The sequence below is a fragment of the Myxococcus sp. CA005 genome (genome assembly GCF_006518205.1).
GTDB lineage: Bacteria > Myxococcota > Myxococcia > Myxococcales > Myxococcaceae > Myxococcus > Myxococcus xanthus.
The window spans coordinates 1-20,382 of the sequence record NZ_SRLV01000121.1 but is presented as its reverse complement, the minus strand read 5'-3'; the positions used below and the strand labels follow the sequence as shown (position 1 = coordinate 20,382).

The 20,382-nt window shown below is 69.5% G+C and carries 16 protein-coding genes; 3 read left to right on the top strand and 13 right to left on the bottom strand.

Annotation, left to right across the window (positions count from 1 at the left end; all coding sequences use genetic code 11):
* The 3 genes from FMQ63_RS33850 to FMQ63_RS33840 form a co-directional block, all read left to right on the top strand.
* The coding region (locus FMQ63_RS33850; RefSeq protein ID WP_141276920.1) for a tetratricopeptide repeat protein at positions 1 to 1,586 on the top strand (1,586 nt) is incomplete at its 5' end.
* A 619-nt stretch (positions 1,587 to 2,205) separates the two neighbouring features.
* A complete protein-coding gene (locus FMQ63_RS33845) occupies positions 2,206 to 2,592 on the top strand; it encodes a hypothetical protein (RefSeq protein ID WP_228556540.1) in 387 nt (128 codons plus the stop codon).
* Between the two features lie 4 nt (positions 2,593 to 2,596).
* The gene (locus FMQ63_RS33840; protein WP_011556489.1) at positions 2,597 to 3,064 is read left to right on the top strand and encodes an SMI1/KNR4 family protein; all 468 of its coding nucleotides are present in this window, start codon (positions 2,597 to 2,599) and stop codon (positions 3,062 to 3,064) included.
* A 77-nt stretch (positions 3,065 to 3,141) separates the two neighbouring features.
* On the opposite strand, the gene FMQ63_RS33835 is transcribed toward FMQ63_RS33840, so the two are convergent.
* The 13 genes from FMQ63_RS33835 to FMQ63_RS33775 all read right to left on the bottom strand — a co-directional run.
* A complete protein-coding gene (locus FMQ63_RS33835; RefSeq protein ID WP_011556488.1) occupies positions 3,142 to 3,786 on the bottom strand; it encodes a hypothetical protein in 645 nt (214 codons plus the stop codon).
* Complete coding sequence (locus FMQ63_RS33830) at positions 3,783 to 4,337, bottom strand: hypothetical protein (protein WP_225909562.1); 555 nt, start codon at positions 4,335 to 4,337, stop codon at positions 3,783 to 3,785. Before FMQ63_RS33830 ends, FMQ63_RS33835 begins: the two co-directional genes overlap by 4 nt.
* 10 nt (positions 4,338 to 4,347) lie before the next feature.
* The gene (locus FMQ63_RS33825) at positions 4,348 to 7,563 is read right to left on the bottom strand and encodes a glycoside hydrolase family 2 TIM barrel-domain containing protein (RefSeq protein ID WP_026113857.1); all 3,216 of its coding nucleotides are present in this window, start codon (positions 7,561 to 7,563) and stop codon (positions 4,348 to 4,350) included.
* A complete protein-coding gene (locus tag FMQ63_RS33820) occupies positions 7,560 to 8,930 on the bottom strand; it encodes a GH1 family beta-glucosidase (protein WP_011556485.1) in 1,371 nt (456 codons plus the stop codon). The genes FMQ63_RS33825 and FMQ63_RS33820 overlap by 4 nt, the downstream gene beginning before the upstream one ends.
* On the bottom strand, positions 8,911 to 9,906 hold the full coding sequence (locus FMQ63_RS33815; protein WP_011556484.1) for an ABC transporter ATP-binding protein: 996 nt from the start codon (positions 9,904 to 9,906) through the stop codon (positions 8,911 to 8,913). The genes FMQ63_RS33820 and FMQ63_RS33815 overlap by 20 nt, the downstream gene beginning before the upstream one ends.
* A complete protein-coding gene (locus FMQ63_RS33810; protein ID WP_011556483.1) occupies positions 9,903 to 11,663 on the bottom strand; it encodes a dipeptide/oligopeptide/nickel ABC transporter permease/ATP-binding protein in 1,761 nt (586 codons plus the stop codon). The genes FMQ63_RS33815 and FMQ63_RS33810 overlap by 4 nt, the downstream gene beginning before the upstream one ends.
* Complete coding sequence (locus FMQ63_RS33805; RefSeq protein ID WP_011556482.1) at positions 11,656 to 12,636, bottom strand: ABC transporter permease; 981 nt, start codon at positions 12,634 to 12,636, stop codon at positions 11,656 to 11,658. Before FMQ63_RS33805 ends, FMQ63_RS33810 begins: the two co-directional genes overlap by 8 nt.
* A 5-nt stretch (positions 12,637 to 12,641) precedes the next feature.
* Entirely contained in the window at positions 12,642 to 14,282 is a 1,641-nt protein-coding gene (locus FMQ63_RS33800; protein ID WP_011556481.1) for an ABC transporter substrate-binding protein, read from the bottom strand.
* Positions 14,279 to 15,133, bottom strand: coding sequence for a family 16 glycosylhydrolase (locus FMQ63_RS33795; RefSeq protein ID WP_011556480.1), 855 nt, complete (start codon positions 15,131 to 15,133; stop codon positions 14,279 to 14,281). The genes FMQ63_RS33800 and FMQ63_RS33795 overlap by 4 nt, the downstream gene beginning before the upstream one ends.
* Complete coding sequence (locus tag FMQ63_RS33790) at positions 15,130 to 16,356, bottom strand: ROK family transcriptional regulator (protein WP_011556479.1); 1,227 nt, start codon at positions 16,354 to 16,356, stop codon at positions 15,130 to 15,132. Before FMQ63_RS33790 ends, FMQ63_RS33795 begins: the two co-directional genes overlap by 4 nt.
* Positions 16,357 to 16,396: 40 nt before the next feature.
* Positions 16,397 to 17,158: a hypothetical protein gene (locus FMQ63_RS33785; protein WP_026113856.1), complete on the bottom strand. Its 762-nt coding sequence runs from the start codon at positions 17,156 to 17,158 to the stop codon at positions 16,397 to 16,399.
* A 272-nt stretch (positions 17,159 to 17,430) separates the two neighbouring features.
* Positions 17,431 to 19,440, bottom strand: a complete 2,010-nt coding sequence (locus FMQ63_RS33780) for a TonB-dependent siderophore receptor (RefSeq protein WP_011556477.1) — start codon at positions 19,438 to 19,440, stop codon at positions 17,431 to 17,433.
* A 53-nt stretch (positions 19,441 to 19,493) separates the two neighbouring features.
* Positions 19,494 to 20,382 (bottom strand): PEGA domain-containing protein (locus FMQ63_RS33775; protein WP_141276918.1); only part of this gene is annotated, 889 nt, incomplete at its 5' end.

The window sequence follows — 20,382 nt, the reverse complement described above, 5'->3', positions numbered from 1 at the left end:
TGGCGGACAGCTGGGGGGCCGAGGCGAAGCAGCGACTGTCCTCGGCCTTCGCGGCCACGGGCAGCCCCCTGGCGGGGGACATGGCGGGCCGGGTGGGGCAGGTGTTGGATGCCTATGCCAGCAGTTGGGCGCAGCAGCACACCGACGCGTGCGAGGCCACGCGCCTGCGCGAGGTGCAGCCGGAGGCGCTGTTCACCCAGCGCGTGGTGTGTCTGGAGCGGCGGCACAAGGATTTGCGTGCGCTGGTGGGCGCCCTGTCCCAGGTGGACAAGGCGGGCGTGGAGAAGGCGCTGGACGCGGCGTATGCGCTGCCTTCACCCGAGGACTGCGCGGACGTGGAGTCCCTGGCGAGCCAGCAGCCCCGGCCCGCGGACCCGGCAATGCGCGCGGAGCTGGAGTCATTGGAAGGCGCGCTGTCGGAGGTGAAGGCGCTGGTGGACACCAGCCGCTATCCCCAGGCGCTGGCGGCGGCGAACGCGGTGGAGTCGCGGGTGTTGGCCGCGCGGTACGCGCCGCTGACGGCGGAGCTGCGCTTCCACCAGGGATGGCTCCAGGCCGTGCTGGGGGAGAAGGATAGGGGCGCGGGGCTGCTGGAGCAGGCCGTCTATGACGCCACGTCGGGCCGGGCGGACCGGCTGGAGGTCTCCATTCTCAACAAGTTGCTCTACGTGGAAGGGGAGCGCGAGCGCTTCGAGCACGCCTCTCAATGGGCACGTCTGGGCAAGGCGACCCTCCAGCGGTTGGGCGGGGACGCGGTGCTGCGGGGCGACCTGCTGGTGAACGAGGCCAACCTCGCGTTGATGCGCGGTCAGACGGACGACGCCCGGGCGTTGCTGGAGGAAGCCAACACCGTGCTGACGGACGCGCTGGTGCCGGGCCATCCGAAGCGCGCGCGGGTGACGTTCTCACTGGGGCGGGTGCTGCTGGAGGTGGGGGCCTTCCCGGAGGCCGTGCGGGTGATGGAGGATGCGCTGCGCCAGACGGAGGCGGCGGTGGGGCCTCGGCACCTGGACGTGGCTCGGCGCCACCAGGGCCTGTCCATGGCGCTGCGCGAGCAGCGAGAGTTCGCGCGGGCCTTGGCGCATGCCCAGGCCTCCGTGGCGCTGCACCGCGAGCTGCTGGGCGACAGTCACCTGAAGCTGGCGGAGGCGCTCGACGAGGAGGGCATGAGCCTGCTCGCGCTGAGCCGCCACGAAGAGGCGCTGAAAGTCTATGAGGCGGCGCTGGCGGTGAAGCACGCCCAACTGGGGCCCGACGACGAGGACCTCCAGTACTCCTACGACGGCGTGGGGCAGGCCCTGCTGGGACTGGGGCGCACGCGCGAGGCGCTGGCGCCGCTGCGCAAGGCGGTTGCCTTCACGGGCGCGCAGGAGGACTCGCTGGGGGAGTCGGGCTTCGCGCTCGCGCGGGCGCTGTGGAAGGAAGGGCAGGGTGTGGAGGCGCGGACCGAGGCGGCGAAGGCGCGTGAGCGCTTCACGGCCTCGGGCCGGGCGCTCCAGGCCGAGGCGGTGCGGGCGTGGTTGGACGAGCTGCCTCCGGAGACGAAGGCGAAGCCCGCTCGTCCCCAGCAGCGGAGGCGCCGCTAAGAACTCGTTTCATGACCGCACCGGCAGTTCATCCGGGACGTACAGCCGAGCAAACGGATGCCCATCTGGACGAACTGGGCATGAAGGGGCGCATCGACCGGAGCCACGCCGCGTTTGACTCGAACAGTGTCCGGGCGAAAAAGGGGGGCCGAAACGGGCAAGAACCCCAGGGACAGAGGGAAGAAGGTCAGCCCGCTGGCAGTGTTGCTCTCTGCGGCCAACGTGCACGACAAGAAGCGCGCGTTGCCGCTTGAGGGCGAAAGCGCGGAACGCTCTGCGGAACCGGGGCAACTTCACCCCCACGGACTACCCATTCAGAGGAATAGACAACTCAGGTTGCATCGTGCTTTCGCAGCGCACAATGCCAAGACTGAAATCCAACACTACTCGGGTGTGCTGCCACGCAACCCTGGTGGCACTCCTCTTCGCGGCGTGTGCTGAAACTCCACTCCCGCGCACGGCCAACGCTGTCCGGAAGTGGGTCGGGCCACCTGTCAACGTGCCTGGGGGCGGCCAGTTCCGAACCGTCATCTACTACGGGCCGTGGCAGTGCAGCCGCCAGCTCATGGACTACTGCGCAAACAAGTGCTCAGGGAGCGGCCACGCTCTCCAGGGCTGCATGTGGCTCGCGGACGTGAAAATGGACTTCCAGGGCACCGTGATGAGGGCCGGAAGCCGCTTTGGAATGACCCACTGTTGCTGCAACTACGGCAAGCTTAGCCCTGACCAGACCGCAGCAGCCCGTAGCCGCTGGAGCAACGCCCGCCCAGGGTTCCGGGAAGCGTGGGCAAACCGCTTTGGCGCATGGCCCACGGAGCCCAACGGCCGACTCTACGAAGGGCATCACGTTCGGGACCTTTGGCACGGCGGCAACCCCACCGACTGGGACAACATCATCCCGTTCCCCAAGGACCTGCACACGGAACTCTTCGACCTCTATAACGAGTGCTACGCCAACGACCCTCCTTGGACCCAGGTGGGCGTGGATTACCCCTACGGAGAGTAGCCCGATGCAAATGCCTGCCTTGCTCGAAGAGGTGTCCCGCGTTCACCACGCGCGGCCCCCTGCTACGCCCGCTCAAATCGCGGCCTTCGAGCAAAGCGTTGGATGGCGCCTAGACCCAGACCTCCGCGCCTTCTACCTGCATTGCGATGGCGCAGACCTCTTTGGGACTGTTGACCCCGCCTTCTCCTTCTTTCCGCTCGCGGAGATTCGTCGCGCACGGGTGACCATGAGGAAGAAGGACACGGACAAGGCCGGTCCCTCGTCTTGGTATGCCCTCTGCGACGTGCGGGACAGCAACTACATCCTGCTCGATGTGAGCCACCAGTTGGACGGCCGCTACCCCATTCGCGACGGCTACAACGAAGCGTTTCCGGATCCGGCCTACTGCCGCCAAATCGCGCGCTCTTTCTCGGAGTTTCTAGCGGGCGCGCTACGCTCCAATGGGCGTTGGTTTTGGCTGCCAGAGCAGTAGGGCGCGCCGCCCATGGTGGCGCACCCCGTCACCAGTGACAGCCCCCACAGCGGGCCGGGCTCCACGGAGGGACTGGCTCAGTCCGCGGTGAAATACACGTTGTCGAGCAGGAGCGTGTCCGCGGCTGGGCCCGCGCCAGCGATGAAGACGAACGGCGCCTGCACTGCGTTGAGCTGCAACCCGCCCGCGACGAAGTCCGCCAGCGGAATGGCCAGGTGGTGCCACTGCCCATCATTCGTGTAACCGTACTGTGACGCGGGCAACTGGACGCTCTGGTCGTCATTCATGCCAATGGACACGTTGGCGAAGCCCGGGTCGGCCGAGTTGAGGCTCACGTGCAACGTCGTCCAGCCATCCAGGTTGCGCGGGGTGTTCCAGTGCACGCCGAAGCCCAGCCACGTCTTGCCCGCGTGCACCACCAGGTCGGACTGGCGGCCCTCGATGCGCGTGGTGGAGGGCTCCAGGGAGAGCGTGCCCTCGTAGAGGTAGATGTGCACGGTGGTGTTGTCCACCGGGATGTCCTGGGAGCGGCCCCCTTCGTAGAAACCCACGCCCAGGCGCCGCTGACCCTCCACATAGGGGTAGGGGCCCGGGAGCACCTCGTCGTTGGGTTCCCCGCCCGCGTCGGGCCGGTTGTAGCCCTGGTCCGTGTAGTCCGGCACGCCCGGGTCGGGACGGCAGCCCGCCAGGAGCATGAGCACCGCGAAGCCCGCGCGTCTCATGGCCGCACCGCCCGGTCTCCGCCGCCAGCCGTGCTCATCAACACCCAACCGCCCTGCACCGCGCCTTCCATCTCCACGATGCCCTTGTACGCGGGCGTCGCCAGGTCATAGGCGTAGGTGCCCGTGGCGTCGTACGTCACCGCGTCCGGGAAGGAATCGAGCATCGTTTGATACGCGCGGATGGCCTGGAGCCGCACTTGCGGCAGGTCCTCCTGACGCGCCTCACCGTTCTGGTAGATGGCGAGCAGGTTGTTACCCACGTAGAACTGGGCCTCGCCGCCCGGCTCGCGGGCCAGCAACGTGGCCCACGAATAGAACGCGGCCACGTTTCCGGCGCGGGATTCGATGTCCCACTTCGTCTCCGCGCCGGGCGTGCTGCTTCGGAACGGATTGTTCGGATCGTCCAGAACGGACTGGTCCGGGTAGATGCCGACGTCCGGGCTGTGGAACTGGAGCGTGAGTCCGTCCAGGGATTCGCCATACACGAAGCTGGCGGGGTCGTAGCAGCCGGTGACGACTCCGGCGCAGGCCAGCAGAAGCCACGTCTTCATACGTCCTCCGTTAGAGAGACAGGATGGCATACGCGCCCACCTCGAATTCGCGGCCTTCGAGTCCCTGGTCGAGCGCCGTCTGACTGAGCCCTTCCGAGTACTGGTCCAGCATGCGCACCAATCCGCGCACGCCGAAGCGCGTCGTCACCGTCCCCATCACCGGGCGCTTGAGGCCGTAGGACAGGTCCCCACCGAGCTGGATGGGATAGGTGAGGTTGAAGACGCGGTGGTAGTCATACGGGCCCCAGTTGTTGAAGTGGAGCTGCGTGGTCAGCATCAGCGTGTCCCACAGCACGGAGGCATCCACGCCGAAGCGCCGCACCTGCCGGTCGTCCTCGCCGGAGGACTGGTTGCTGCCGGCGAAGGCGGCGCCGAAGATTTTCAGCCGCTGCACCGGGTTGGTCACCAATCGCAGCGTGGCCTCCCATTCGTCCCGAGCGGACGGCGCGTTGCCGAAGGCCACCATGCTGCCATCCGCGAGGATGGCGATGCCCGCGTCACGAGACGTCGGTTGCCGCCGGTACACCAGGTCCAGACCCGCGGCGAAGGGCGCGTCCTCGCGCATGTCGCGGTCCCACTGCCAGAACCAGGTGCCGGGCGTGGGGTCGAAGGTGAGGAGCAGCTCGGCGCCCAGCGTCTCGCGGTTGTCCAGGACGGTGAAGGCATCCACCAGCACGTTGCGCGGACGCACGCCGGCGAAGTACCGCCCCGACTCCGGGTCGAACGCGTCCTCGATGCGTGGGTTGGGCCCGATGAGGGGCTTCTGGTACAGCAGGTTGGGCGACACCTGGAACGCGCTGCCGACCTGCACCACCGCGCCGGCCTGTCCACCGAAGTGGTTGCCACGGCCGCTCTCGCGCAGGCTCCAGCCCGTCAGCAGGATGCCCTGCTCCGGACCGCCGTCCGCCACCAGGCCGCGGTAGGAGCCCTGGAGGAACGTTCGCACCGCGCCCAGGTCATACGTGAGGCGTGCCTTCGCACCCAGGGTGTCGAGCATCCGGATTTCGTCCCGCATCACCTCGTAGCCGCTGTCGAGGTAGCTGGGGCCGTCCGTGGGGCGAGACCAGATGAACTCCTCCCCCACGCGCTGCGGGGCCGCGAGGATGCCGCCCACCTCCAGTGCCATGGGCCCCTTCGTCCATCCCAGTGACAGCGTGGACCTGCGCGCCACGCGCTCGCGGATGACGGAGGCGGTGAGCTGGGTGGAGCCCCGGGCGATGTCCTCCTGGTGCATCAGCGTCAGCGTCACCGGCCCCACGTTCCGGCGGTACTTGGCGACGATGGACGGGTTGGCGCCCCAGTAGAGCTCCGGGCCCACCGCCACCTTGAGGCCCTCCAGGTTGTTCTTCCCGGTGAAGACGACGCCGAAGGGGGCGTTGCCCTTGTAGATGTCCAGGGCGGGGCCGTAGTTCGCCTCACGGTAGAGGCCGAAGAAGTCGCCTTCCTCGCCCCAGTGGTAGTGGGCGGTGCGGTAGAAGCCCTCCAACTGGAAGTCCGCGCGGTCCAGCTTGAACTCGGCCTGGTACAGCGCGAGCCGGTCCAGGCCCAGCGGCTGCTGCCCCGCCGGGTTGCCCACGCCGGGCACGGGGGCCTGGCCCACGCCGCCGTTGGCCGTGGCAGGCGCGGGGGGCGTGCCGCGGTTCTCATAGAAGATGTTGTTGAGGCGGTTCTGCGCCACGTTGCCCACGACGTTGAATGAGGCGCGCCCGTACACGCCCGAGGTCGGCTGGAGCGCCAGGTCGAAGAAGACGGACTCCGTGTGGTCCGCGGCCACCTGGTTGGGCCGCACCGTGGCGATGCTCCCGCGCGAGAGTGAGCTGTCCATCATCAGGCGCAGGTTGGAGACGCGCACCGCGCTGAGGTCATCCGCCCGGGCCAGCGCGATGGACGACTCGTAACCGCGCGACAGTTCCGTGGGGCGGATGGACGCGAAGTGCTCGCGGATGGTGTCGGGATTGGTGGTGGGGGCGTACGGGTCCATGCGGAAGGCCGCTTGGAGGACGTAGTACGCGGTGCGCGGTTGGATGCGCGCGATGCCGGCCTCGTCCTCGGGGCCCAGCGCGCAGATGCCGAACCACTCCTCATTCATATTGTTCTGGCCGGGCACGAAGTCGGATTCGTAGCCGCCGTTGGGCCAGGACGCGGTGGTGTCGTGGATGGAGAGGTTGGCCTCCTGGTTGTACTTCCACCAGCCGTCCACCCACTGGAACACGAAGCCGCCCAGGGCGTTCTGCGCGCGGCCCTGTCCGTAGGCCTGGGAGTAGATCTCCTCCCACTGCTTGCGCAGATATTCGGCCTGCGCCACGTGGTCCTCGCGGCCGGCCTTGGCGTCGTAGGCGTCCGCGCCGAACTCGGTGAACATGACGGGCTTGTTCAGCTTGCGCAGCACTTCGTCGAACAAGTCACGGGCGGAGGGGCCGCGGTAGACGTTGGAGCCCAGGATGTCCAACTCGGGCATCAGCCGCGCGATGAGGTCGATGTACTGCAAGTCACCGTTGGCGATGGAGACGGGGTGCAGCGTGTCGCGCTGCTTGATGGTCCGCACCGCCTCGCCCATCAGCGAATAGAGGTGCTCCGCGCGGGCGGTGTCCTCCTGGCCAGGAAGTGCCTCGATTTCGAAGCTGGTCCAGTGCAGGCCGTAGTTGTTCTCGTTGCCCAGCATCCACATCAGCACGCCGGGCACGTCCCGGTACTTCTCTACCTTCTGCGCCAAATCATTGAGCAGCGCGCGGCGGTGGTTCGGGTTGGAGTAGTCCGTGTTCGGCACCATGACGCCATCCACGTTCGTGCCGTAGCGGCCCATGAGCGGGTTCACCACGGTGTAGATGCCGTAGTTCTTGTGGATGTACGTCACCCACTGCGGCGGGATGTCGTCGAATTGCCGGATGGCGTTGACGCTCATGTCGCGCAGCAGCGTCATCTCGCGGTGCAGCACCGCGCGGATGAAGTCCTCCTTCTCCGTCCACAGCGAGTACCGGTAGTTCTCGCCAATGGGCGTGTAGCCCCAGTTCATGCCGAGGATGGGGAAGTCCCGGCCGTTGACCTGGAGCTTGAAGCCGCGCTCGTCCCGGTACACGCGGACGGCCTGCGCCGCCGCGTTGACGGTGACGGGGGACACCCGCACCACCGGCGCGTCCGACGAAGGCGGGGGCGTCTGGGGCCCGCTGGGCGGCGGCACCTGACCCAGCGTGAGCGCGAGGCTGGTGACGAGGACGATGGCGTTCACGCGGCGAGCTCCACATCCAGCCCGTTCTTCTCCACCAGGGCCTTGTAGAGATGAGCGCTGTCCTTCGGGATGCGGCGCTGCGAGTCGTAGTCCACGTAGACCATGCCGAAGCGCTTCTGGTAGCCGAAGGCCCACTCGAAGTTGTCCATCAGCGACCAGGCGAAGTAGCCCGCGAGCGGCACGCCCTGGCGGATGGCCTCCAGTGACGCCTCCAGGTGCGAGCGCAGGTACGCCACGCGCTTGTCGTCATGCACCTTGCCGTCCTCGCTGGGGCCGGTGGCGTAGGCGCAGCCGTTCTCCGTGATGTAGAGGGGGCCGGGCTGGTAGTCGGTGTGCAGGTGCACGAGCATCCGGGTGAGGGCGGGGGCGTACACCTCCCAGTCCATGTCCGTGCGCTCGGGCTCGGGGTGCACGGTGCGCGGCGCGTTCTGGGATTCGGGGATGCGGTCGCTGCGCATGATGGCGCGCGAGTAGTAGTTGATGCCCAGGAAGTCGGTGGGGACGGCGATGGCGGCCATGTCCCCGTCGCGCACGAAGGGCAGCGCGGACGAGGCGAGGCGCCCGTCCTTCACGTAGTCCTCCACCACGTCCTTCGGGTAGCCGCGGCCGTAGAGTGGGTCCAGGAACCAGCGGTTGAAGCTGCCGTCATGGCGGCGGCATGCCTCCGCGTCCTCGGGGCTGGGAGACGCGGGCTCCGCGGGCGACAGGTTGAGGGTGATGCCCACCTCCGCGTTCTTCACGTTGGCGCGGATGACGGGCACCGCCTGGCCGTGGGACAGCAGCGTGTGGTGCGCGGTGGCCAGCACCTCGCCCCAGTTCTTGTGACCGGGGGCGTGTTCGCCGTTGCCGTAGCCGAGCACGCTGATGCACCAGGGCTCGTTGTGGGTAATCCACCGCTTCACGCGGTCGCCCAGCTTGCGGCTCATCACGTCGGCGTACTCGACGAAGGCGCTCGCGGTGTCGCGGGAAGGCCAGCCGCCCAGGTCCTGGAGCGCCTGGGGCAAATCCCAATGGTAGAGCGTGACGAAGGGCTCGATGCCCGCGTCCAGCAGCCCGTCCACCAGCCGCGAGTAGAAGTCGAGGCCCGCGGCATTCACGGCGCCGCGCCCGGTGGGGAGCACGCGGGGCCAGGCCACGGAGAAGCGGTAGGACTTCACGCCCAGCCAGCGCATCAGCGCCACGTCTTCGCGCCAGCGGTGGTAGTGGTCGCACGCGACCTTGCCGTCCGACCCGTCGCTGATTTTGCCAGGGGTGGCGGCGAAGCGGTCCCAGATGGACTCACCGCGCCCATCGGCGCTGGTGGCGCCCTCAATCTGGAAGGCGGAGGTGGCCACACCCCACAGGAAGTCATTGGGGAACTGCCGCATTGTCGGAGGCTCCTTTCGAGGATTCGAGATGGCAGCGGACCGTGTGGGCCGCGCCGTGGACGTGAGCTGGGGGGAGGGTGTCGTGGCAGCGCGCGTCCGCATGGGGACAGCGGGGCGCGAAGGGGCAGCCGAACACCGGCATGGGGCCCGTGGCGGGCCGCACCGGCAGCGGGGTGTTGAGGAAGTCCGCGCCGTCCGGAACGGCGGACAGGAGCAGCCGGGTGTACGGGTGCCGGGGCGCGGCGAGCACGTCCGCCGTCCTGCCGGACTCCACGACGCTGCCCGCGTACAGCACCAGGACGCGGTCGGCCATGTGGCGCGCGCTGGCCAGGTCGTGGGTGATGAAGAGGATGCCGATGCCGCGCTCGCGCGTCAGGCCGCGCAGCAGTTGGAGCACGCCCCGGCGCGTGGACACATCCAGCATGGATGTGGGCTCGTCCGCGATGATGACGTCTGGCTCCACGGCCAGCGCGCGCGCCACCGCCACGCGTTGCCGCTGGCCGCCGGACAGCTCATGGGGGTAGCGCTGTGCCAGTTGCTCCGCGGGCGTCAGGCCCACGGACTCCAGCAGGGCGTGGACGCGGTCCTCGAGTCCGGCGCGTGTGGCCCGGCCATGGCGCAGCAGCGGGCGCTCCAGGTGATGGGCCACGGTGTGGACGGGGTTGAGTGAGGCGAAGGGATCTTGGAAGACCATCTGCACGCGGCCCCGGTACGCGAGCGATGCGCCGCCGCGCTCCAGGGTGAGCACGTCCTCGCCGCCCAGCCGCAGGCTGCCGGCATCCGGCGTGTCCAGCCGCGCCAGCACCCGGGCCAGGGTGGACTTTCCGCTGCCGGACTCGCCCACCAGCGCGACGATTTCGCCGCGCTCCAGGGTGAAGGACACGCGGTTGAGCAAGGTGCGGCGCGAACGGGAGAGGAAGCCGCCCACGGGCACCGTGCGCAGCAGCTCCGTGGCCTCCAGCAGCGGGGCGCTCATCGGCCACCTCCCTGCGCGGCGGCCTGGGGCGGCGCGCGCTCCGAGCTCGCCAGCGTCACGTCCGCCGGCACTTGCGCGTCCGCCGCGCTCAGGTGCGGGAAGGAGGACAGCAGCAGGCGCGTGTACGGGTGACGCGCCTCCGTGCGCAGGCGCTCGGCGGTGTCCACCTCCACCAGCTTGCCGCCCTGGAGGACGCCGACGCGGTCCGACAGCGCGAGCAGCAGTGGCAGGTCATGGGTGATGAAGAGCACCGCGAAGCCCAGCCGCTGCTTCAACTCCAGCACGCGCTGAAGCAGCTCCTTCTGCACCACGACGTCCAGCGCCGTGGTGGGCTCGTCCATCACTACCAGCCTCGGCTCCAGGGCCAGCGCCAGGGCGATGCCCACGCGCTGCCGCATTCCACCGGAGAGTTGGTGCGGCCACGCGTCCACCCACTGCGGTGCCAGCCCCACCATGGCCAGCAGCTCCCGTGCTCGGGCATGGGCCGCGGCGCGGGTGGTCCGCCCATGGGCGGCGAGGGTGTCGTGGAACTGGTCCCCCAGCGTGAGCACCGGGTTGAGCGCGCTCATCGCGCTCTGGAAGACCATGGACACCTGGCTCCAGCGGTATGCGCGCAGCGCGGTTTCATCCAGCGCCGTGACGTCCGTGCCATCCAGGATGATGCGGCCCTGCGTGATGCTGGCGGCCGGAGGCAGCAGGCGCAGCAGCGCGTATCCCAGCGTCGACTTGCCGCTACCGGACTCACCCGCAAGTCCAAACACCTCACCGGGCGCGATGTCGAAGGACACCGAGTCCACCACCCGCGCGGGCCCACGCTCCGTGGCGTACTCGATGCACACGTCTCGGATGCTCAGCAGGGCGCCGGGCGGCGGCGCCGCGTCCGCCGAAGAGGACCGCGCCGAGCGGACCGCCGTGGTCGCCACTGGCGGCGCCTTCAGCGCCGGGTTGGTCACCTCGTCGATGGCGGAGCTGAGCAGCGTCAGCGAGAAGCCGACCAGCGCGATGCACAAGCCCGTGGGCACGAAGACCCACCAGGAGCGCGTCAGCAGCGCCGCGTCGTTGCCGGCCCAGTAGAGGTTGGTGCCCCACGTCACCGCGCCCACGTCGCCCAGGCCGAGGAACTCCAGGCCCACCTGCGCGCCTACCGCGTACAGCGTGTTGCCAATGAACGACGAGCCCAGCAGCGACGCCATGTTGGGCAGCAGCTCCCGGACGACGATGCGCGAGCGGCTCTCCCCCGCGACGAACGCGGCGGAGACGAAGTCCCGGTTGCGCAGGGCCATGGCCTCGGCGCGGAAGACACGCGCGTTCCAGGCCCAGCCGGCCAGCGACAGCACCACCACCATGCGGAAGGGGCCGGAGGGCAGGTAGGCGCCCAGGACGATGGCCAGCGGCAGGCCGGGGATGACGAGGAAGACGTTGGTAGTGAGCGTCAGCACGTCATCCACGCGGCGGCCCAGGTACCCGGACGTCACGCCGATGAGCGCGCCCATGAGCGTGACGAGAGCGCCCACCGCGAAGCCGATGGCCAGCGTCTCTCGCGCGCCCACCACCGTCTGCGCCAGCACGTCCTGGCCCTGGCCCGTGGTGCCGAACCAGTGCGCGGAGGAGGGCGGCTGGTGGGGACGGCCCACCAGCTCCGTGGGGTCCATCACCAGCCAGGGCCCGATGAGCGCGAGCACGATGAAGCCCAGCAGGATGCTCCCGCCCACCGCCGCCTTGCGTTGGCGCAGCAGCCGTCGAAGAAGGTCACGCATGGGCGCGGGTCCTCGGGTCCAACCACAGACACAGCAGGTCCACGGCGAAGTTCGCGGCGAGCACGGCGAAGGTGATGGTCAGGAAGAGCCCCTGCATCAGGGGGTAGTCCTGATTGCGCACGGCCAGGATGAGCAGGTAGCCGGTGCCCGGGTACGAGAAGACAATCTCCGTCAGCAGCGAGCCGCTCAGCACGAAGCCCAGCGCCATGCCGAAGCCCGTGACGTTGGGCAGCAGCGCGTTGCGCGCGGCGTAGCGCAGCATCACCTGCCGGGGCGGGAGTCCCTTCGCGTGCGCCAGCCGGAGCGTGTCCGTGCCCAGCGTGGCCACCATGGTGTTGCGCATGCTCAGCATCCATCCACCCAGCGTGGCCACGACGATGGAGGCCGCGGGCAGGAAGGCGTGACGCGCCACGTCCGCCGCGAAGGTGAAGGACAGCGCCGGCTCCAGGTCGTGCGAGTACGCGTGCCGCAGCGGGAACCAGCCGAGCCCGAACCCGAAGAGGTACAGGGCCAGCATGGCCAGCCAGAAGTAGGGGAAGGCCCCCAGGAAGGCGAGCGCCGGCGTCACCGTCGCGTCCAGCCACCCGCCGCGGTTCCACGCGGCCAGCACGCCCAGCAAGGAGCCCACCGTGAAGCTGATGATGACCGCGCACCCGGCCAGCCCCAGCGTCCACAGCAGGCCGGTGCCAATCACCTCGGACACGCGCGCCGGGTAGTACGCGTAGGACAGGCCCAGGTCGCCGCGCAGCAGGTGCTTCAGGTACGTGGCGTACTGCACGTACCAGGGCGCCTCCGTGAAGCCGAAGGCGGCACGCAGCGCCACCATGGCCTCGGGCTGCACGCGGCCCTCGAAGCGCGCGAACATGGCGGACGCCGGGTCACCGGGTGCCAGCCGGGGGATGATGAAGTTGAGCGTCAGCGACGCCCAGGCCGCCAGCAGGTAGAAGCCCAACCTCCGCAGGACGTAGGCCATGGCGCTCAGGGCTCCCTGGGGGCGAGCGACGTCAGCACCAGCAGGCTGTCGGGCTCGGCATGAGGGGACAGGCGCGCGTAGGGGTTCTGCTCGGTGGGAAAGCCGGTGAAGCGCCGCGAGTTGGACTCGCCCCAGGACGGGTTGGGGAAGAGGGGGATGGACGGCGCCAGCTCGGAGTAGCGCCGCTGCACCGCCGCCATCAGCGCGCGCTGCGCGTCCTCGGCGTCCGTGCGCTCGAAGCGCGTCAGCAGCTCGTCCGCCTCCTCATCGCCGAAGCGGTGCCAGTTGGACGCGGCCACCTCGCCCACCGGGCGCACGGTGCGCGGGGAGAGCTGCCACTTGTAGAAGGTGTACGGCGTGGGGCCGTCCAGGGACCAGGAGATGGCCAGCTGGAACTCGCCCTTCTGGAGCCGCGCGTACCACGCACCGAACTCGTAGGTGCGCAGCTGCGCCTGCACGCCCAGCTTCCGCAAGTCCCGCGCCACCACCTGTCCGGCGCGCACCCAGTCGGACCAGCCGCCCACCACCTCGATGTCCAGCGCGAGCGGCTGGCCATCCGCCTTGCGCCGCAGCCCGTCCGGGCCTTCCTTCAAGCCCGCCTCGTCCAGCAGCCGCTTCGCCGCCTCCAGGTCGTGCTTCACCCAAGCACCCTGGGCCGCGTCCGCGTCGCGCCACGTGGCGTACGCGTCGTTGAGCGCGGTGGCGTCCGCCGGCCGCGTGTAGCCGTACATGGCGATCTCCACCAGCCGCTCGCGGTCCAACGCCATGCTCAACGCCTTGCGCACGCGCACGTCGTCCAGCGGCGGCAGGGTGGTGTTGGGGTAGAGGAAGACGGTGCTGCCGTAGAGTGGGAACCAGCGGCCGTGGTGCGCCGGGTCCCTGGCGACGAAGGTGCGGTCCACGGCGGGGACGAAGTTGCCCGCCCAGTCCACTTCCCCTTCCACCAGCGCCAGGTTGGCCTGGTCATTGGTGGGGAAGGCCAAGAAGCGCAGCGCGGAGACGGCGGGCTTGCCGGGCTGCCAGTAGTACGGGTTGCGGCCCAGCTCGTAGACCTGGTTGCGGAAGACGGTGACCTCGGTGAAGGGCCCGGTGGCCACCGGCTGCGGGTTGGTGAACGTCACCGGGTCCGCCACCTTCTCCCAGACGTGCCGGGGGACGATGGGCTGCTGCGCCAGCTCCGCGAAGCCGGGGATGTAGACGCGGGAGAACTGGAAGGCCACCGTGTGCGCGTCCTCCGCGCGCACGTCCTCCACGAAGCGCCACACGCCGCCCGCGTCCAGCGCCGCGTGCTGCTCGAGCAACTGGAAGGTGAAGGCCACGTCGTCCGCGGTGAAAGGTCTTCCATCGGACCAGCGCACGCCGGGGCGCAGGGTGAAGCGCAGCGTGCGGCGGTCCTCGGACCACGCGTGGCCGGTGGCCAGCCAGGGCGTCCACTGGCCCACCGCGGGGCTGAAGATTTCAAGGCACTCGTAGACGCCCGCGCGCGTGGGCCAACGAGCGCCCGCGCCCGCGAACAGCGGGTTGAAGTTGCGCACCCAGGTGCTCTGTTGCTCCACGGAGACGAACAGCACTCCGGGCGGCCGTGGGCGGGGTTCCACCTTGCAGGCCACCAGCAGGAGTGTCAGCGCCCAGAGCGCGACCCTCACGTGGGCCTCGCGTAGACGCGGACGTAGTCCACCTTCATCTGCTGCGGGAACACCGTGTCCCGGCCCACCGGGCCCACGAAGTTTCCACCCACCGCGACGTTGAGGATGATGAATTGGGGCTGGTCGAAGACCCAGCGGGCGCCCTCGGGGAGCTGGGCGGGCGTCGCCTCGAAGAAGGCGGTGCCGTCCAGGAACCAGCGGATGCGGTTCGGCTCCCACTCCACCGCGTAGACGTGGAAGTCCTCGTTCAGCCGGACGCCGCTGACGACGTAGTCCTGGCCGAGGTTGTTGCCGGCGGAGTACCTCGGCCCGTGCAGCGAGCCCCGGAGGATGGACGGCAGCTGGCCCCGGTACTCCATGATGTCGATTTCGCCGCACTCCGGCCAATCGACGCTGTGGATGTTCGCGCCCAGCATCCAGAAGGCGGGCCAGATGCCGCGGCCCACGGGGAGCTGGATGCGCGCCTCGATGCGGCCATACGTGGTTTCGTAGCGGCCCTGCGTCCGGATGCGCCCGGAGGTGTAGTCCCGGCCGTTGTAGCGCTCGCGGCGCGCGGTGATGACCAGGTTGCCGGCGCCGTCATGCGCGGTGTTCTCGGTCCGGTCGGTGTTGAACTCCTGCTGCTCGTTCCCCCAGCCGTGCCCCCCCACGTCGTGCACCCACCGCTCGGGTGAGGGCGGCGTCCCCTCCGGTCCATCGAACTCGTCCTGCCACACCAGCTCCCAGTCCGTGCTGGGCTGCGGGTTGGTGTGGGGTGGCGGGGTGCCAGGGCGGTTCACCCGGTTGGCGGCCGGGTCACAGGCGAGGCCCGTGAGGGCCACGGCCATGGGGAGGAGGCGCGGGAGCGTCATGCAGGTTTGCCTATGTGTTGGAGAGGGAAGAGGGTTCGGTCACGCAGCGCCGCCTGGAGCACCAGGGTGGCCGCGCCCACGGCGATGGCGCGGTCTCCCAGCGCGGAGGTGACGATGCGCGTCTCCGCCATGGAGGTGGACAGCGCCCGCTTGCGCACCGACGCGCGGAGCGGGTCCAGCAGCAGGTCTCCCACCGACGAGATTTCGCCGCCGAGCACGACAATGGCGGGGTTGAGCAGGTTCAGCAGACCGGCCACGGCGATGCCCAGGTAGTGCCCGAGCCCGTCGATGACCTGACGTGCGGCGGGCTCACCCGCCCGCGCGCCTTCCACCAGCTCGCGCACCGTGAGGGCGCGCTTGTCCTTGCGGCCCATCAGCTCCCGCGCCCGTTCCAGCAGGGCCGCGGACCCGATGAGCGTGACGAGGCAGCCGCGCAGGCCGCACACGCACTGCGGTCCGGAGGAGTCCACCGCCATGTGGCTGATTTCGCCCGCGGTGCCGCCCGCGCCACGGTAGACGTCGCCGTGGATGATGTGGCCGGAGCCGATGCCCGTGGCCAGCTTGATGTACGCCAGGTCCTCGCCGTTGACGCCCGCGCCCCAGTAGCACTCCGACAGCGCGCCCAGGTTCGCGTCGTTGTCCACGAACACTGGCAGGCCGAACGCGCTCCGCAGTGACTCCTGCACGTCGTAGTCGCGCCAGGCCGGCACCAGCAGCGGGGACAGCTTTCCGGGCGCGGACGGGTGGACAGGGCTGGGCACGGCGATGCCCATGCCCGCCACGGAGCGGCGCGGTACGCGTTCGGCGTCCAGGACCTCCTGGACCAGCTCGCGCACCTTCTGGAGCGTGCCCTTGGGGTCCTCACGGACTGCATGGCTGGCGTGCCGGTACGCGCGCACCCGGCCGCGCAGGTCGGTGAGCGCGGCCGTCACGTGGGTGGCACCCATCTCCACGCCGATGAGGCTGAACGCGTCATCGCAGAAGCCGATGAGGGTGGGGCGACGGCCGCCCCGGGACACCCCGGCGCCAATGCTGCGCACCAGGCCGGAGCGCTCCAGGTCCGCCACGATGGCGGAGACGGTCGACGGACTGAGCTCCGTCCGCCGGGCGATCTCCGCCCGGGAAATCTGACGCTCGCGCCAGATCATGTTGAGCAGCAGGCTGCTGTTCTGCGCGCGCATGCCCGCCGCATCGACCGTCGTCACCGCCGTTCCCACTCGCATCGTCCTCTCGCTCCGTTCCGCCGCGAGGATGGGGTGGGTGTCAGTGCCAGTGGATGTCGTCGATGAAGAAGACGAGCGGAGTCGTCCTTCCATCGGCGGTCCATCCGAAGCCACCCACCACCTGTCCATACCGGACGCGGCTGATGTCGATTGTGTACTGGGTCGGGGTGGTGGTGAGCGCCACGTTCGCTTCTTTCACCTCGAAACCGTCGGCGGCGTTCATTCCCACCATGAAGGAGACGATTTCGCCGCCCTCCGTGCCCCAGGCGTAGAAGGACACGGTGTTGGCGCCGTCCGGGACGCGGAAGCCGGGCTCGTCTCCCCAGTTGCCTTCCGGGTACTGCCAGTACACGCCCGCCCAACCGTCGCTGCCAGGCGTCCAGGTGAACTTGTGGCAGGCGCCCCGCTGCGAACCCGCCCGCCCAGGCAGACACTCGGTGCCGTCGTAGGTGACGCCGCCCCGCGAGCCGTCGCCCATGTAGCCACTGGGAATCCAGGTGCCGTCCACGGCCAGGGGCAGCGTGGGGACGGTGCCGGCGTCTTCCTCGGTGCCGGCGTCTTCCTCGGGCTCGGTGCCCGCGTCCGGCTCCGTGCCGGCGTCAGTCTGCGTGCCCGAGTCGGGCTGTGTGCCCGAGTCCGGCTGCGTGCCGGCGTCAGGCCGCGTGCCTGAATCGGGGTGCTGCTGTCCTGCGTCAGGCGTTGGCGTGGGGTCCTCTTCAGGGTCACATCCCGCCACCAGACCAGACACCGCGAAAACGCCCGCCGCCACCCACGCCCACGCGAAACGCTTGTTCGGTTGCATGCGCTGCCCTCCACGGCTGGAAGACTTCATTCCCACTGCGAAGAAACAAGGGTGCTTCGAGAGTCGTCGTTTACTGGGGCGGCGCGTCGGAAAGGCGTGGAGCAGCCGCGAACGAACGCGAGTTATTTCGAATGGCGAAGAAAGTACCAGCGAGAATCCGGTGATTGCAAGTCTGTGGCAGTTCATTCCCTGTGACGCATTGCTGCAAAGGCAGACGGACCACCCTCCGGAGGGAAGGTGGGCCGTGGCGGACGTCAGGTTTGGACGTGCTGCTATTCGTCGCTGACAGGGTCCAGCAGGTAGCTGATGCGCACCATGAACTCGCGGGAGAAGACAGGCATGGGCGCGTGGCCGCCGTTGTAGGGCTGGGCGATGCGGAAGTTCGTGCCGGTCAGGTTGTAGACGCCCGCGCCAATCTCCAGCCCGCGCGTGCCCACGTCCTGCGCGCGCACGAAGAGGTTGAGCAGCAACTGCGTGGGGAGCTCCTCCACCGCCGCGTTGCCCTCGTCATCCGGCACATCCACGGCGTAGCGCTTGCCCACGAGGACGGCGGTGGGGCTGACGGTGAGCCAGGGCAGGACCTTGATGCTGCCGGTGAGCGCGGCCTTGTGAGTGGGCATGCCCGTGAAGGCGTTGGGCTGTCCGGGGACCTGGTAGTCCTCCACGTCATTGCGGCCTGACGGCGTGTAGAACGAATAGTTGAGGGCGGCGCGGCCCCAGCTTCCGCGCACGTGGTAGTCCAGCTCGACGCCGCGGCTGCCCAGGCGTCCGAGGTTCCGGTAGGCCTCCGTGTTCGTCACCGCGTCGTATGAATAGATGATGGGGTCCGCCACGCCCATGTCGAAGGCGTTGGCGCTCAGTGCGTGGCCTTCTCCCATGCGCAGCGTGCCCTCCAACTCGAGCACGGTGGTGCGCTCGGGCCGGACGTCGGCGCCCAGGCTGATGTTCTCGATGCTCGGCGCGCGGAAGGCGCGGCTGAACAGGGCCTTGCCGCTGAACGGCCCGACGCTGCGCAGCAGCACCAGCCGCGGCACGAAGGACTCGCCGAAGGCGCTGTGGTTCTCCACGCGCGCGCCAGCCACCACGTTGACGAACGGATTGACGGAGAAGGCCTCCACGAAGCCCGCCAGGTTCACGTAGGAGACGCTGTCGGCCTCCTCGGGGCCGAAGCCCGTCTGGAGGCCCACGCCCACCGGGCCGTTGACCCACCCCTGGTCGGACGTCACATCCACGCCGCCGGTGAGCTGCAGCCAGTCCAGCGCCGCCCAGCGCGCCAGCGTCCGCCCTCGCAGGCGCAGCACCTGCTTGTCGTAGAAGAAGGGCGAATCCTGGTCCGAGTCACTGAAGGGCTTGGAGAAGGTGAGGTTGAGGCGGGGGATGATTTCCACCCGCTCGTCCGGGCGGAACCTGTCGCTCAGCTCCGCGTGGAGGGACTCAAAGTTGGTGGGTGCGGGCGCTTCCAACACCTCGTCGAAGGCGACGATGGCGGAGGTGCCATAGCGCTGGTACAGCACGCTGAGCTGCAAGTCCTTGTAGCCCACGCCCGCCTGCACCATCGTCGGGTCCAGCCGCGAGTTGCCACCCAGTTGCGCGGAGTTGCCGAAGAAGTCCTGGAAGACGCCGTTGCTGCGCTGGGCCTGCGACAGTCCGGCGGACGCGAAGATGCTCAGGCCCGGCGCGGACTCGAAGACCTTGCGGCCGGAGACGGTGAGCCCCCGCCGGCCGTTCACGCTGCCCATCTGTCCGTACATGCCGGACACCATCAGGTCCGTGCTGCCCTGGACGCCGCGCGTGACGACGTTGATGACGGCGAGCTCCGCGTTGCCGCCGTAGATGACGGAGCCGGGGCCGCGCACCACTTCGATGCGTTCGATGAGCTCGATGGGGAACTCGTTGCCCAACTGCATCGTGGAGTAGAGCTGCTCGTTCATCTCCTTGCCGTCCACGACGAGCAGCACCTTGCCCTCGTAGCCCCACAGGCCGCGGAATCCGGGGCCGACCGCGCCCTGGGTGTCCACGCCGAAGAAGAAGCCCGGAATCTGCAGCAGCAGGTCCATCAAGTCGCGGGCGCCGGAGTTGCGAATCTCCTCCGCGTTCATCGCCGTGACGACGGCGGGGGACTCCTGGAGCCGGGTGACGGCGAAGGAGGCCACCTGGCTGTGAACCTCGGGCTCCTCGTCACCCAGGTTCCCCGCGTCGGTGTCCTGGGCGAGCGCGGGACTGGCGCACAGGAGGAGCAGGGCTCCGATTGAAGGTTCGGACCACCTACGGCAGCGGCGCATATCGACCTCGATGCGGAAAGGGAGCGCGGCTCGCCGCGCGAACGGCCTTCAGGTCAGCGGATGCGGACGGCGGTGCTCTGGTCCGCCACGACGTCGACGGTCAGCTTCCGCTTCACCACGCCATTGACGCGGACCTCCAGGCGCGCGGGCCCCGCGGGAAGTCCCTGGGCGACGAGCGGCGGGAAGCCATACGGCCGGTTGTTGATCCACACCTCGCCGTAGAGGCCGGGAGACGTCACATCCAGGCGGCCCTTGCCCGTCGCCGTGGGGGCGGCGGGGGCCACGGACGGCTCGGCGGTGGGAGGCGATTCGGCGCGCGTCGCGGTGGCAGCGGGGCTGGTGGCCGCGGGCGCGGCGGCGGGAGGCGGCGCCTCCACGGAGGCCGGTGCGGTCGCGGCGGGCCTTGGCGCGGGAGCGAGCTCGGCGGTGAGGTCGCGGTTGAGGGAGCGCACGTCGTCCTCGCCCAACGCCACCGTCTCCTCGGCCAGCGTGCGCTCACCCTGCGCGAGCGCCACGCGGTACGTCCCCGCGCGCAGCGGCAGCCGCGCCGGCGTGAGGTCCATGGGCTTGCCGTCCACCCGCACCATCAGCCCGGGGGGCGTGGACGTCACCAGCAGCAACCCGCCGCGTGCCTCGTCCGCGGAAGGGGACTCCTGGCGAGGCTGGGCCCGGGCTGTACCGCGCGCCGGACGCGTGCGCTGGACGGAGCGGGCGGGAGCCGGCGTGGGCTCGCGTTGGGCGCGGGCCTGCTCGCCTTGCTGACGCGCCTGCTCGCGCGTTCGCAATTCGGCCGCGATGCGCAGCAGTTCCACGAGGTCGCCCTGGTCGTCCTTGCGCAGCCGCAGCGCCTCCGTGAAGTCGGAGACGGCCGCGTCGTAGTCGCGGTCCTCCAGGGCGGCCAGTCCCGCGGCGCGACGGGCCCGGGCCAGGCCGTCGTTCGGG

Excerpts from the sequence above, each read along its gene's own strand:
- FMQ63_RS33810 (WP_011556483.1), bottom strand. The coding sequence starts at position 11,663 with ATGCGTGACCTTCTTCGACGGCTGCTGCGCCAACGCAAGGCGGCGGTG.
- FMQ63_RS33780 (WP_011556477.1), bottom strand. The coding sequence starts at position 19,440 with ATGCGCCGCTGCCGTAGGTGGTCCGAACCTTCAATCGGAGCCCTGCTC.
- FMQ63_RS33840 (WP_011556489.1), top strand. The coding sequence starts at position 2,597 with ATGCAAATGCCTGCCTTGCTCGAAGAGGTGTCCCGCGTTCACCACGCG.
- FMQ63_RS33790 (WP_011556479.1), bottom strand. The coding sequence starts at position 16,356 with ATGCGAGTGGGAACGGCGGTGACGACGGTCGATGCGGCGGGCATGCGC.
- FMQ63_RS33820 (WP_011556485.1), bottom strand. The coding sequence starts at position 8,930 with ATGCGGCAGTTCCCCAATGACTTCCTGTGGGGTGTGGCCACCTCCGCC.
- FMQ63_RS33785 (WP_026113856.1), bottom strand. The coding sequence starts at position 17,158 with ATGCAACCGAACAAGCGTTTCGCGTGGGCGTGGGTGGCGGCGGGCGTT.
- FMQ63_RS33805 (WP_011556482.1), bottom strand. The coding sequence starts at position 12,636 with ATGGCCTACGTCCTGCGGAGGTTGGGCTTCTACCTGCTGGCGGCCTGG.
- FMQ63_RS33795 (WP_011556480.1), bottom strand. The coding sequence starts at position 15,133 with ATGACGCTCCCGCGCCTCCTCCCCATGGCCGTGGCCCTCACGGGCCTC.
- FMQ63_RS33835 (WP_011556488.1), bottom strand. The coding sequence starts at position 3,786 with ATGAGACGCGCGGGCTTCGCGGTGCTCATGCTCCTGGCGGGCTGCCGT.
- FMQ63_RS33830 (WP_225909562.1), bottom strand. The coding sequence starts at position 4,337 with ATGAAGACGTGGCTTCTGCTGGCCTGCGCCGGAGTCGTCACCGGCTGC.
- FMQ63_RS33815 (WP_011556484.1), bottom strand. The coding sequence starts at position 9,906 with ATGAGCGCCCCGCTGCTGGAGGCCACGGAGCTGCTGCGCACGGTGCCC.
- FMQ63_RS33845 (WP_228556540.1), top strand. The coding sequence starts at position 2,206 with ATGTGGCTCGCGGACGTGAAAATGGACTTCCAGGGCACCGTGATGAGG.